The organism is Neobacillus vireti (genome assembly GCF_036962465.1).
GTDB lineage: Bacteria > Bacillota > Bacilli > Bacillales > Cytobacillaceae > Neobacillus > Neobacillus vireti_B.
On record NZ_JBALNF010000064.1, the window covers coordinates 27942 to 41257 of the forward strand.

At 39.2% G+C, this 13316-nt stretch carries 16 protein-coding genes; 9 read left to right on the forward strand and 7 right to left on the reverse strand.

Going from position 1 to position 13316, the window contains the following annotated elements; all coding sequences use genetic code 11:
• Positions 1 to 153 precede the first annotated feature (153 nt).
• Genes V7077_RS23055 through V7077_RS23065 form a run of 3 tightly spaced genes read left to right on the forward strand, consistent with a single transcriptional unit; the run spans position 154 to position 2753 of the window.
• Positions 154 to 1170 (forward strand): ABC transporter substrate-binding protein, encoded by a 1017-nt coding sequence (locus V7077_RS23055; protein WP_335506317.1) that lies wholly within the window; start codon positions 154 to 156, stop codon positions 1168 to 1170.
• Positions 1171 to 1189: 19 nt separating this feature from the next.
• Complete coding sequence (locus V7077_RS23060; protein WP_335506319.1) at positions 1190 to 1966, forward strand: ABC transporter ATP-binding protein; 777 nt, start codon at positions 1190 to 1192, stop codon at positions 1964 to 1966.
• Positions 1947 to 2753 carry an ABC transporter permease gene (locus tag V7077_RS23065; protein ID WP_335506321.1) on the forward strand — a complete coding sequence of 269 codons (807 nt, stop codon included), beginning with the start codon at positions 1947 to 1949 and terminating at the stop codon, positions 2751 to 2753. Before V7077_RS23060 ends, V7077_RS23065 begins: the two co-directional genes overlap by 20 nt.
• A gap of 19 nt (positions 2754 to 2772) precedes the next feature.
• Here V7077_RS23065 and ytkD read toward each other — a convergent pair whose 3' ends face one another.
• Together ytkD and V7077_RS23075 are read right to left on the reverse strand one after the other, a co-directional pair.
• Positions 2773 to 3252, reverse strand: coding sequence for an RNA deprotection pyrophosphohydrolase (ytkD, locus tag V7077_RS23070; protein ID WP_335506324.1), 480 nt, complete (start codon positions 3250 to 3252; stop codon positions 2773 to 2775).
• An 85-nt stretch (positions 3253 to 3337) separates the two neighbouring features.
• A complete protein-coding gene (locus V7077_RS23075; RefSeq protein ID WP_335506326.1) occupies positions 3338 to 3661 on the reverse strand; it encodes a hydrolase in 324 nt (107 codons plus the stop codon).
• A gap of 242 nt (positions 3662 to 3903) precedes the next feature.
• Between V7077_RS23075 and V7077_RS23080 the strand changes: the two genes are divergently transcribed.
• Positions 3904 to 4161: a DUF6154 family protein gene (locus tag V7077_RS23080; protein ID WP_098531965.1), complete on the forward strand. Its 258-nt coding sequence runs from the start codon at positions 3904 to 3906 to the stop codon at positions 4159 to 4161.
• A 108-nt stretch (positions 4162 to 4269) separates the two neighbouring features.
• Positions 4270 to 4449, forward strand: coding sequence for a YtzI protein (gene ytzI, locus V7077_RS23085; RefSeq protein WP_335506329.1), 180 nt, complete (start codon positions 4270 to 4272; stop codon positions 4447 to 4449).
• Between the two features lie 41 nt (positions 4450 to 4490).
• Here ytzI and V7077_RS23090 read toward each other — a convergent pair whose 3' ends face one another.
• A complete protein-coding gene (locus V7077_RS23090; RefSeq protein WP_335506331.1) occupies positions 4491 to 4964 on the reverse strand; it encodes an S-ribosylhomocysteine lyase in 474 nt (157 codons plus the stop codon).
• Positions 4965 to 5111: 147 nt separating this feature from the next.
• On the opposite strand from V7077_RS23090, the gene yidD reads away from it, so the two are divergent.
• Entirely contained in the window at positions 5112 to 5339 is a 228-nt protein-coding gene (yidD, locus tag V7077_RS23095) for a membrane protein insertion efficiency factor YidD (RefSeq protein ID WP_335506333.1), read from the forward strand.
• On the opposite strand, the gene V7077_RS23100 is transcribed toward yidD, so the two are convergent.
• Entirely contained in the window at positions 5336 to 5908 is a 573-nt protein-coding gene (locus V7077_RS23100; protein ID WP_335506335.1) for a beta-class carbonic anhydrase, read from the reverse strand. The two genes, yidD and V7077_RS23100, sit on opposite strands and share 4 nt — an antisense overlap.
• Before the next feature lie 207 nt (positions 5909 to 6115).
• Between V7077_RS23100 and V7077_RS23105 the strand changes: the two genes are divergently transcribed.
• From V7077_RS23105 to V7077_RS23115, 3 genes are all read left to right on the forward strand, one after another.
• Positions 6116 to 7048 (forward strand): metal ABC transporter solute-binding protein, Zn/Mn family, encoded by a 933-nt coding sequence (locus V7077_RS23105; RefSeq protein WP_335506337.1) that lies wholly within the window; start codon positions 6116 to 6118, stop codon positions 7046 to 7048.
• Positions 7049 to 7256: 208 nt separating this feature from the next.
• A complete protein-coding gene (locus V7077_RS23110) occupies positions 7257 to 8618 on the forward strand; it encodes a cytochrome ubiquinol oxidase subunit I (RefSeq protein WP_335506339.1) in 1362 nt (453 codons plus the stop codon).
• Positions 8619 to 8633: 15 nt separating this feature from the next.
• Entirely contained in the window at positions 8634 to 9683 is a 1050-nt protein-coding gene (locus tag V7077_RS23115) for a cytochrome d ubiquinol oxidase subunit II (protein WP_335506341.1), read from the forward strand.
• Positions 9684 to 9828: 145 nt separating this feature from the next.
• On the opposite strand, the gene menC is transcribed toward V7077_RS23115, so the two are convergent.
• The 3 genes from menC to menB form a co-directional block, all read right to left on the reverse strand.
• Complete coding sequence (gene menC, locus V7077_RS23120; RefSeq protein ID WP_335506343.1) at positions 9829 to 10935, reverse strand: o-succinylbenzoate synthase; 1107 nt, start codon at positions 10933 to 10935, stop codon at positions 9829 to 9831.
• Positions 10936 to 10941: 6 nt separating this feature from the next.
• The gene (locus V7077_RS23125; RefSeq protein WP_335506345.1) at positions 10942 to 12420 is read right to left on the reverse strand and encodes an o-succinylbenzoate--CoA ligase; all 1479 of its coding nucleotides are present in this window, start codon (positions 12418 to 12420) and stop codon (positions 10942 to 10944) included.
• Positions 12421 to 12494: 74 nt separating this feature from the next.
• Complete coding sequence (gene menB / locus V7077_RS23130; protein ID WP_335506347.1) at positions 12495 to 13313, reverse strand: 1,4-dihydroxy-2-naphthoyl-CoA synthase; 819 nt, start codon at positions 13311 to 13313, stop codon at positions 12495 to 12497.
• Positions 13314 to 13316 lie beyond the last annotated feature (3 nt).

Here is a 13316-nt window from a genome sequence, read left to right on the forward strand (position 1 = left end):
CGCCTGGAGCGGAAATCAAAATTCAAAAAATTAACACAGCCATATTTTTATAAATTTATTGTCACTGGGGCATTCACACATTTTTTCGCCCTACATACGATATCTTAGGCAATTAGCCCAGATTTATGAAAAGGGTATTAAAGGAGGTTCAATATGAAAAAGTGGTTGAAAATAAGTTTCTCCTTACTTCTCATTAGTGTACTTATGATTTCATTGGCGGCTTGTAACAATGATTCAGGGACCAAAACAAAGAAATTAGAAAAGGTGCGGATTGCTGAAGTGACTCGGTCCATTTTCTATGCCCCGCAATATGTTGCTCTTGCCAAAGGTTTCTTCAAGGACGAGGGATTGGATGTTACCCTTACAACTACTCCTGGAGGCGATAAGACAATGACCACCTTACTTTCTGGTGGGGCGGACATTGCACTTGTCGGTTCAGAAACATCGATTTATGTTTACGCCCAAGGTTCTAATGATCCGGTTATCAATTTTGCTCAGCTTACGCAGACAGATGGTACGTTCCTTGTAGCAAGGAATAAAATAGACGATTTTTCATGGGATATGTTAAAAGGAAAAACATTTCTTGGTCAGCGTAAAGGCGGTATGCCGCAAATGGTGGGAGAATTCGTTTTAAAGAAACATGGAATTGACCCGCATAAAGACCTAAACCTAATTCAGAATGTTGATTATGCAAATATAGCGAACGCCTTTGCCTCTGGAACAGGCGAATTTGTGCAGCTGTTTGAACCAACAGCAAGTATCTTTGAAAAACAAGGAAAAGGCTACATCGTTGCTTCTTTCGGTAAGGAATCAGGCCATGTTCCTTATACCACCTTTATGGCGAAACAAAGTTATATAAAAGAAAATAGCGATACTGTTGAAAAGTTCACAAGAGCGATTTATAAAGCACAACAGTGGGTGCAAACACACAGTTCTGAAGAAGTGGCTAAAGCTGTTATAACCTACTTTCCGGATACCGATATAGATATCATGACAACGGTTGTCGATCGTTATAAAAGCCAAGGCTCTTTTGCCACAGACCCTATATTAGACGAAGAAGAATGGAACAATCTCCAAAACATCATGAAAGAAGCCGGCGAGCTTCCAAAAGAAGTGGATCATAATACACTTGTAAATACGAAGTTTGCTGAAAAAGTCACCAAAAAATAGGAAAGGGAGGCCGTTTTTGATGAGCTTTTTAGAAGTTCAACAGATTCATCATACTTATTTAACAAAAGCCTATGCCACCACGGCCCTCTCCAATGTTTCACTAACGGTTGAGGAGGGAGAGTTTGTCTCCTTCCTCGGCCCTAGTGGCTGTGGTAAGACCACTCTGCTCTCGATCATTTCCAGCTTACTAAAACCAACCCAAGGGACTGTCCTGTTAGAAAACAAGCCGGTTTCTACCTCGAAAAATAAGATTGGCTACATGCTGCAGCAGGATTATTTGTTTCCTTGGAAAACAATTGAAGAAAATATCCTATTAGGCCTTAAATTATCTAATATGTTAAATGCACAAACCAGAGCGTCTGCCCTAAGCTTATTAAACCAGATTGGTTTAAAAGGTGTCGAGAAACAGCTTCCAAAGCAACTTTCAGGCGGGATGAGGCAGCGGGCCGCCCTTGTTCGAACGCTTGCAACAGAGCCGAAACTACTGATGCTTGACGAACCATTTTCTGCGCTCGATTATCAAACCAAGCTTAAGCTTGAAGATTTAGTTTCCCGCACCTTGGATGAGTTCGGAAAAACAGCTATCCTTGTAACACACGATATTGGAGAAGCCATTGCGATGAGCGACCGGATCTTTTTATTCTCAGCAAGGCCTGGGAAAATTCACAAAACCTTTGAAATGCCGGAAGATCTAAAGAGATTGTCTCCCTTTGAAGCGAGAAATCACGAAGCATTTCAAGGAATTTTCCAATCGATTTGGAAGGAGTTGGAGTCTCTTGAGCCAAGAAAAGTATAATGTTGAGCTCCTCCATAAAAATTATCTCAGATCCTTAACCATTGAAAAAAGGTGGGTTCGTTTTTATCAACTGATTATTTTCCTGCTTTTATTTTTGAGTTGGGAATTTTTAAGCCGGATGCAGTGGATTGACCCGCTCCTCTTTAGCTCTCCATCTAAAATATGGGCTCTATGTGTCGAGAAAATTCAAGATGGCTCATTAATGACGAATTTAGGTGCCACTTTAATGGAAACCATCATTGGCTTTCTTGTAAGCACCCTGCTCGGTGTTATCATTGCAGCTGTTCTCTGGTGGTCTCCCATGATTTCCAAAATACTTGACCCTTATCTGGTCATTTTTAATGCGATGCCCAAGGTTGCCTTAGGACCGGTCATCATTGTGGCCCTTAGTCCTGGATACACCTCCATTATCGCAAATGGAGTCATCATTTCGGTCATCATAACGGCGCTTGTTGTGTACACATCCTTTAAAGAGGTCGATCACAACTATTTAAAGGTCCTTCAAACCTTTGGTGCTACCCGCTTTCAATGCTTTAAAGAAGCGATCTTGCCAGCTAGCTTCCCTGCGATTATTTCAACCTTAAAGGTTAATGTTGGGCTTTCATGGGTTGGGGTAATTGTGGGCGAATTTCTTGTCTCCACGAAAGGACTTGGTTATTTAATTATATATGGATTCCAGGTATTTAATTTTACACTTGTATTCTTATCTCTATTGATTATCGCCGTATTTGCCACCATTATGTATCAGCTCGTCGATTTATTAGAAAAACGATTAATTAAAGAATAGCAGGGGCAAAAACCTACTGCTATTTCCTTGTATTTTTAAGCTGTTGAATATAGTTAATGCATTCCCCGATTACTTGATCTTTCATGATAAAGCTATATTCATCTGCAAAGCGAAGCTCCAATATATCCCCTTCAACCACAACGGGTCCATTTGTTTCATAATAGGCATTCGTTGGCTCTACTTTATCGACCATTCCCCAAAATACAGCTTTCACGAAAGCCCCCCGTATGTCACTCACTTTATATTCAGCAACAGATTGAAGGTCACTGAGAATCGCTCCAGTTTCTTCAAAGGTCTCTCTTCTTGCCGCCTCTTCAAGGGTTTCTCCATTTTCTACTTTTCCACCAGGAAATTCCAGCCCTCGAAGTTTATGATTTGTTAGAAGCCAATTATTTTCAAATTGACAAATCACTAAAACATGCTTAGGCTTCATAGTAAAGACATTATGACCAAATCGAAGTTCAACCGTATTTCCGTTGCAATCGAGAAATTTATTCATTATATATCCGCCCCATATATTCTTTAATGATATAATTATATAGAAAAAAGGAGAATCCTTAAACTTTTGGATTCTCCTCACAGGATTACTGATTCTTAGGTAAAATGTTCATGCTTTCAATATGGGTTTTTGCCTCTTGATCACCGAGTTGATACAACATTCCATACACCTGTTGAATCGTACTATCGTACTGGTCATTTTCCCTGTCATAATGGTATTGAACAAAAGGGACGTGGGCTCGAAAAAAGTTCTTCCACTCTGTCGAATAGTTTTGATTAAACAGCTCTCTCAGCTGGGTAATTTCTTCATCCGTTGCTTGAATTTTATAGCTCCAAGTGGAACTTGAAGCATTAGTGGATATTTGACCGGTTCCTACATCAATAAAGTAGGTTTTCTTCTGTTCATCCATTACTTCAACCCCTTTTACTGTTTAGTAATGTACAGATAGATAAATTTTATTCTTTTTTCACATTTCGACTCATTTTTTAGTGAAGTATCCTATATAATAAACTTACAACCAAGAAAACAGACTTTTCAGTTAATTTATACTTTGAAAGGCAGGGATGATTTTTCTCGTTTATGGGTATTCAATAAGTAGAGTGAATTCATTTTTGGTCATACAATTCCAAGGTTGTTCCAGGAGGTGGAAAAATGAAATTAGTCGATGAATTATATGCTATGTATCGAAACAAATTAACCGGTGATGAAGAGGACATTGATATGCTGACATTCGCTTTTTTAGAAGAAATGTCACACGAAGATTTGCTCGCGTTAATTCAAGAGATGGATAAACAAGAACTTTATGATTTAATGGGTCTATATCTGATTGAAAGCTTAAAAGGAAAGTTTGCTCAAGAAGAGTATGGACAGCATCGTACACATACTTATTATCCTAGGAATATACATTGATTTTACATAACACCTGACAATTGGAAGCTGAAACAGCTTCCTTTTTCTTGTTTTTTCAAAAATTTTTCTTTTTTCATGATACAATGTGAAGAAAAGGGGGAAATCAATATGTACACGGTATTAGTTGTCGGAATTATTATTGTCATTGTCGTTTTGCTGCTGGCAGTTACCACAACTTCTAAAGCATATTCTTATAAACATACGGTTGACTCATTAGAGGATAACCCATATCGGGATCAAGAAGAAAATGTGAATCAAACAAATAAAGATAATCAAGATAAACGCTAAAAAATTCCTATTCACAATTGAATAGGAATTTTTTTAGGAACTTAAGCAAAGACCTGTTTCAAGTCTTCTTTACTGTGTTCAAGCCAAAAACGCATTAATCGTTTGGCACCTTCTAAATCATGCAGTTTAGCCTGGCCGCACTGTCGTTCATTTGCAGCGGGAACCTCAGCAATTTCAACTGCATCCTTCATTGTATCTTCCAACAAGTCGATGATTTCCTCCACTGTTGGTTCCCCGCTAACCACCAAATAATAGCCTGTTTGGCAGCCCATTGGCGAAATATCAATGATATCAAAATGGTCATACTTTTCGGAATGCTTGCGAATATTAAAGGCAAGTAAATGCTCTAATGTATGGATGGCATCTGGTTTCATTGCCTGTTTATTTGGCTGACAAAAACGGATATCATATTTATTAACTACACCATCACTACCCACTTTATGGACACCGCAATGTCTAACATACGGGGCTTTAACGGCATTATGGTCTAAATCAAAGCTCTCAACTGAAGGCACGTCATTCACTCCTTTTATAATGTCCTTTAATCATACAATAAAATCCGACTTAATACATCACCTTTGTTACATTTAACAATTTAGACGATTATTCCTATTTATGGTATGTTGTAAGTATAAACTCTGTATTAAAAAGGAGAAAAATCCATGTTAAAGAAATTCTTTATTTTGCTAATTCGTTTTTATCAAGTGGTCATTTCACCGATCAAACCGCCTTCATGCCGATTTTATCCAACATGTTCCCAATATGGATTAGACGCCATTCAACGCTTTGGCGCAATAAAAGGGGGCTGGCTGACCATTAAGCGGATTTCAAAATGCCATCCCTTTCATCCCGGGGGCGTTGATCCTGTTCCGGAAAAAAAACAAAATTAACTTTGATATCCATCGACAATTAAATCGAGTTTACCTGTTTTAGGATCGATCACAAGACCGTGAACAGGAACATCCTTAGGCAATAATGGGTGATTTTTAATCATATCCACACTGTGTTTGACGCTGTCGGTGACACTTTCAAATCCTTGCAGCCATTGCTTAATATCAATTCCGGAATATGTAAGAGTACTTAGCGTTTCTTCAGAAATTCCTCTTTCTTTCATACTCTCAATCACTGGTTCCGCCTTCATCCCGCTCATACCACAATCATAATGGGCAACTACCAAAACTTCCTGCGCTTGTAATTGATATAAAGCAACTAAAATACTGCGCATAACACTTCCAAACGGATGTGACACTAGTGCTCCAGCGTCCTTAATAATCTTGGCATCCCCATTCCCCAAATTTAATGCTTTAGGCAGTAGCTCTAATAGTCTGGTATCCATACAAGTAAGGATGACCATCTTTTTGTTGGGAAATTTAGTTGTTTCATACTTCTCGTATTCATGGTTCTCTACAAATTTTTGATTGAAGTCTAAAATGTCGTTTAATATTGATGAATTGTTCATTCAAATCCCACCTTTCATATTAAGCATACATAATATGCCTAGTAAGAGACAAATATTATACTTGCAATTAGACTATTTTTTTTGTAAGATACTAATGGAAATCGGAATCGTTCCGTATTATGTATTCAATTCTATTCAGAATTCTAAAAATTTTTTAAATAATAAATCGTAATAAATCCGATTTAATATATTATTGAAGGAGTAACTATGAAAAAATTCATTCTAATTCTCTCTTTTTTATTGCCAATTAGCCTCATCCTGTCTGGCTGTACAAATGGAACTAATCAATCGAAAGAAAAGAAAGATCACTTAACGATCTATACAACTGTTTTCCCCTTGCAATATTTTTCAGAAAGAATTGGCGGAAAATATGTGACTGCAAAAACCATCTATCCTCCTGGGGCTGATGAGCATACCTATGAACCATCTCAAAAGGATATGATGAATTTAGCAGATTCAGACTTATTTTTCTATATTGGGCTCGGCTTAGAGGGTTTTGTGGAAAAGGCAAAAGATACCCTTAAAAATGAAAATGTTAAGCTTGTAGCGACCGCTGCTCACCTTAAGCTGCCAAAGGATCCCCACTCGGATAAAGGAGAAGAGCACGGTATTAATAATGTAAATCCCCATGTTTGGTTAGATCCGGTTTATTCTAAAGAAATGGCCGCTGTCATTCGGGATCAATTAGTAAGTAAAATGCCGCAAAACAAAGAACTATTCACTAAAAATTATGATAAGCTTGCTGCTGACCTAGATCATTTAAATACTCAATATGATCAGACCATTTCAAATGCGAAACACAAAAAAATTATGGTTACACATGCGGCATTTGGCTATTGGGAAAGCCGTTACGGTCTTGAACAAATTAGTATTTCAGGCCTATCCACAACCAATGAGCCAACACAAAAAGAACTTGAAAATATTATTTCTATCGCTGAGCACGAGGGGATCCACTATATTCTTTTCGAACAAAATGTTCAGTCAAACCTTGGTAAGGTTGTCCAAAAAGAAATGGGGGCTAAAGCCCTGCATATTCATAATTTGGCCGTCCTGTCTAAAGAAAATCTTAAAAATAAAGAAACCTACTTTACTCTTATGAATGCAAACCTAAAAACATTGGAAACAGCTTTAAATAATTAACATTCGACCTCCTGATTCTTTAGGAGGTCTTTTATTATTTTAGCTGTGTTTAAGGTATTGTTGATTTTTAGCATGTTGATTGGAGCGGAAGGCGAAGATTAACACAGCCATTAATTTTAAAATTTATCTTTTCTTTGGAAATAATTACATAGGAATCTCTTCCCTGTAAACAATAAACTCATACGTGTCTGAGAGAAGGGAGATCCAAATGAGTGATTTAGTGATTGCAAGGAGTTTGTTTGGAACAACAATGGGTTTTCATATTATTTTTGCAACGATTGGTGTTGGGCTGCCTTTTATGATCTTAACAGCAGAGCTAATCTATCAAAAGACAAAGGATATCGAGTATGTTGTCATGGCCAAAAGATGGACAAAGGCCTTTGCCGTCCTATTAGGAGTGGGAATACCGACCGGTACCATTGCAGGAACTCAATTATCCTTGCTTTGGCCTGGATTCATGAAAGTTATTGGAATTGTTATGGCACTTCCCTTTCAAATCGAAATTTATGCTTTTTTTATCGAGGCTTTATTTATGTCCATCTACGTTTATGCAGCTGAACGAATTGCCCCATGGATGAGGATTGCCAGTTTAGTACTTGTTGCCATTGGCGCGATGGGTTCCGCAGTCTTAATCACAAATGTCCATGCATTTGAGGGAACACCCGCTGGCTTTAGGGTGGTGGATGGTAAAATAGTCGATGTTCACCCATGGGTTGCATTCTTTAATCCAAGCTTTTTTATCAATGCCGGTCATGTCGCATTTTCAGCTTATACAACCGGAGCTTTTGTCATCGCGACAGTTTCTGCCTATAAAATGCTTAAATCCGATTTCTCTTCAAGAGTATTTCGATTTCATAAAAAAGCGCTAATGTTAAGCCTTGTAATCGGGGGAATCTTTTCATTATTAACGGCACTAAACGGACATGAAACCGCACAAAGCCTTCATAAAAATCAGCCAGAAAAACTTGCGGCTGCAGAAGGGTTATTTGAAACTCAATCCCATGCTCCACTTGCAATAGGCGGCTTTACGGATCGAGAAACAGAAACGGTAAAGTGGGCAATTGAAGTCCCTTGGGCACTAAGTTTTTTAGCCGGTAATCGCTTTGATACCGTTGTAAAAGGCTTAAATGATTTTCCAGAAGAGGAATGGCCGCCGTTGTTTATCCATACCCTATTTAACGGAATGGTTGGGATTGGCTCATTACTTATTCTTATTTCATTCCTAGGGATTTTTTGGAAGAGGATTATCAAAAAAGAGCATTTTCCAAAATGGTTAATGTGGTTGTATGTAGCTTCAGGTCCACTTGCTGTTCTAAGTATTGAATTCGGTTGGATTTTTGCCTGCACAGGAAGGCAGCCTTGGACGATTTATCGAGTCCTATCGACAAAAGATTCGGTGACGACTGCCACAAATCTGGGAGTACTATTTATATTGTTTACTGCCGTCTATATCATCTTAGCTTTATCCGTCATCTTTGTCCTGCGTTATTATTTCAAGAAAAATAAGGTGGAAGATGATCTGAATCGGGCTGAGCAAAAAGGAGTTCCGCTGTTTAGTTCAAATTCTTAACGAGGTGATCCTACTATGTTGAACGCCTATCTTGCAATAACAGTACTCTGGGGCTTTGTTTTCATTTACGCGGTGATGGCGACAATGGATTTTGGTGCAGGGTTTTGGTCTATGATTTATTTTAACCGAGAAAAAACAAAAGCGACCAATATAGCCAACCGATACCTTTCTCCTACATGGGAGGTGACCAATACCTTTATCGTGGCACTAGTAGTTGCTATTTACAGTATGTTTCCCTATGGTGCTTACACACTTGGTACCATTCTGCTTATTCCTGGCAGTCTTATTTTATTACTATTATCAATTAGGAGTGCTTTTCTCGTTTTTTCCCATATAGCTGATGAATATAAAAAACCACTAACCTATATATCCGGTATAACTGGTATTATCATTCCCGGATTACTGATTAGTGTTTTACCGATTACTCATGGGAAATACGTTGATTTTTCAACCTACAAGCAAACGTTGGACTTAGCCGGGCTGTTCACAAGTCCAAATGAATATGCTTTCTTTGGATTTGCCATAACAAGCACACTTTTTCTTTCCTCGCTTTTATTGGCGGATTATTCAAAGACATCCGAGGAATATGAAGCTTATAACGTTTATCGGCGAGATGCCATAATCATTGGACCTATTTCTTTATTAATGGCTTTCCTCATTATGCTTACCCTAAAACAAGAAGCTGGGTGGATATTCCATAAAATGATGAAAGATCTTCCTCTTCTTTTTCTATCACTTGGCTGTTTTCTTGTCGGGGGTATAGGATTATTCTTTCCTTCTGGTAAGCAGAACATTAAAGGGAGACCAAGGGTTGCAGTAATAGCCATAACTGCACAATATTTGGTGGCAAGTTACGTTTACGGAAAAGCCCATTTGCCCTATATCGTTTATCCGGAAGTAACGATCCATTCGGCTTTTACAGATCCTAATTCTTTTCGTGCCGTTTTTTTTAGTTATGTAGCGGGATTTGCCATTTTGTTTCCAGGCTTTATTTATTTTTGGAGCTTGTTTATGAATGATAAACGATATCTAAGACGGAGAAAGGTAACTGAATCCCGAAAATAGATGTCGTGCAGGTCTTATGTTCGCGATCCAGGCAAAAAAAAGATAATTGCAAGAAACCGATAGTGAAAGAATTGAACCTGCAGAGCTGTCTTAGCAAAGACAAACAAAGGTGAACCAGGACATCCTGATTCACCTTTGTTCTTTTCTAAAAATGAAAAGTTCTCTTAGATAATAACGTTTCTTGCAGCCTTTTTTCATTTAGGCTGTACCCAATTCCGGGTTCAGCCGGCACCTTAATATAGCCATTTTCTACCTGTACCTCTGGCAAGATGATATCTTCCTCCCAAAAGCGATTCGAAGCAGATATATCTCCCGGAATTGTAAAACCTGGCAATGATGCGAGGGCAATATTATGGGCACGGGAAATTCCAAACTCGATCATGCCTCCACACCAGACAGGAATATGCTTGGCCAAGCAGTAGTCATGAATTTGCTTGGCTTCATATAGACCGCCTACCCGGCCTACTTTGATATTAATGACCTGACAACTTCCCAGCTCGATTGCCTTTTTTGCATCATCAAAACTAACAATACTCTCATCCAGACAAATCGGCGTGCTGATTTCTTTTTGGAGTGCTGCATGTTCAATGATGTCATCTTGGGCAAGCGGCTGCTCGATCATAAGCAGATTAAATTCATCCAGTGCCTTTAGCCGGTCAATATCCTCTAATGTATAGGAAGAATTAGCATCTGCCATAATGGGAAGTTGCGGATATTCTTTTCGGATCTCAGCTAAAAAAGAGTAATCCTGTTCGGGGTTAATTTTCACTTTAATTCGCTGGTAACCCTCTTCTAAATACTGTTCGATTTGGTTAATGGCATTGGCTGGAGAATTAGTCGCAACGACAACACCTGACGCAATCATCGATTGGGTACCATTAAGGATGACAGCTAAGGGGGATGAATGCTGCTTTGCATATAAATCCCATAAGGCTGTTTCAAGAGCCGCCTTCGCCATATGGTTTCTTCTAATCGATTTAAAAAGCTGTGCGGCCTCCTCTGGCCGCTCTATTGGATATTTTTTCAGCAATGGGATTAATATATCCGTAATCATATGTAAACTTGTTGCAACGGTTTCTTCGGTATACCAGGGGGTTGAAAAGGCCACCCCCTCGCCCAGCCCTGTACAGCCATCATGATCGGTAATCTTTACAATGATTCCTTCACGGTGAGTCACGGCACCTAAGTGTGTGATAAAGGGGGACTTTAAGGGCATTTGAATAATATAAAGGTCCACCTGAGCGATTTTCATTTTGCCCTACACCCACTCCCTAAGTTTTCTCCGCAGCAATTTTTTTGCGGCGTTTCGGGGCAACTGTTCTGTAAAATAAACAGCCTTCGGTACTTTATATTTGGCAAGGCGTTCCATCAAAAATTGCTGCAGTACCTCAATTGATAGATCCTGGCCATTCTTTTTTACAATAAAGGCTACAGGCACCTGTCCCCATTTTTCATCCTCAATTCCAGTCACACCTGCTTCCAATACATCCGGGTGTGAAAGCAAGGCAGCTTCAATTTCAGCAGGATAGATGTTTTCCCCGCCGGAAATAATTAAGTCACTGCGCCGATCTTTTACAAACAAAAAACCTTCTTCATCCAAGTAACCAATATCTCCTGTGTAAAACCAGCCTTCACGTATCTTTTCTGCAGTAGCATCCGGACGGTTTAAATAGCCCTGAGTAACATTGGGTCCTTTAACGACAATTTCACCAGCATCTCCTGCTTTCGCCGCTTTGCCATTTTCAAGCTCAATCTTTAGCTGTGAAGGGAATAACGGTTTTCCGGCAGAGCCAAGTTTTTGTAAGCTGTCTTCTGGTGAGAGCGTGACGATTTGTGACGAGGTTTCTGTCATTCCGTATGATTGAAAAACGGGAATATCCTGACTTACACATGCCTCTAACAATGGTAGTGGCGCTGGTCCTCCACCTAACAGCATGCACCTGAAATGACCAGGTAAACGTCTATTACCTAACGCCTCAACAATTTGCGAAAGCATAGTACCTACTACTGACATAACCGTTACCTGTTTTTGCGAAATATCTTTAATGGTTCGTTCAACCTCAAAGTTTTCATGAAGAACAATTGGCATTCCATAAATGACACTGCGCATTAAGATTGAAAAACCACTAATATGGAACAGGGGAACAGAACAGAGCCAGCAATCACTTTCCATCATTCCGAGGTTCAAGGCTGAGCCTGTGGAGCTCCACCAATGATTCCCGTATGTCTGGATCACTCCTTTTGGGTTTCCCGTAGTGCCTGATGTATACATGATGGTACAAATATCAGTGAGACTGATCTCTTTTTGAATAATTGGTTCTTTTGGTTCTAATTGAAAAAGTTGAGCTTTCGTAATAGTCGGCAAATGGCTCATTTGCTGATTAATGATTTTTGGGGTTTCAGAAAAAGAATCTTCGAGAATAAGAAAGGCAGATTTGGAATCCTTTAATTGCCAAACCAGTTCAGCTGCCGTCAGCCGATTATTTAAAATAACGGCCCTTACTCCTAATAACTGCAGAGCAAATAAAATCGTGACCGTGTCCAAATGATTCTTTAATAAAACTCCTACAAAGTCTCCTTTGTTAATACCAAGAGCTTGAAGTCTCCCGCTTACTTCCAAGGAACGCTCATATAAATCATGAAACGTTAACGTTTGGTCCTGAAAAAAAATAGCCGTTCGATTTGGCGTTAAATGTGAACGCTTAATTAATAAGTTAGGCATTGTTTCAGTTTGCATTTTGTACCCTCTTTTCTTTAGATAAAAACAACAGCCTGATGGAGACCATCAAGCTGCAGAAAAGAATCTTCAAATCAAGGAAAACGCGGGAATTGACCAAAGTCAGGTTTACGTTTTTCTTTAAAGGCATCGCGGCCTTCTTTTGCTTCATCCGTTGTATAGTATAGTAAAGTAGCATCACCGGCAAATTGTTGGATACCAGCAAGACCATCAGTATCTGCATTAAATGCTGCTTTTAAGAAACGAAGTGCCGTTGGACTTTTCTCAAGCATTTCTTCACACCACTTAATGGTTTCCTCTTCTACTTGCTCTAATGGTACAACGGTGTTGACTAAGCCCATATCCAATGCTTCCTGGGCGTTATATTGACGGCAGAGATACCAAATTTCACGAGCCTTTTTATGGCCTACAATTCTTGCTAAATAACCGGAGCCGTATCCCGCATCAAAGCTTCCTACTTTTGGACCTGTTTGCCCAAAAATAGCATTATCTGCTGCGATCGTTAAATCACAAACAATATGTAAAACATGACCGCCGCCAATCGCATATCCTTTTACCATCGCTACCACCGGCTTTGGAATAACACGAATTAAGCGCTGCAGGTCTAAAACATTTAAGCGTGGGATTTGGTCGTCGCCTACATATCCCCCATGTCCTCTTACTTTTTGATCTCCACCGGAACAAAATGCTTTATCCCCGGCACCTGTTAATACAATTACCCCAACACTTGAATCATCTCGTGCATATGCAAATGCATCGATCAATTCCATCACGGTCTTTGGTGTAAAGGCATTATGTACGTGTGGACGGTTGATTGTAATTTTCGCAATCCCATTATAAGATTCAAATAGAATTTCTTCGTATTTTTTAACTGGAACCCATTCTACTGTCAAAAG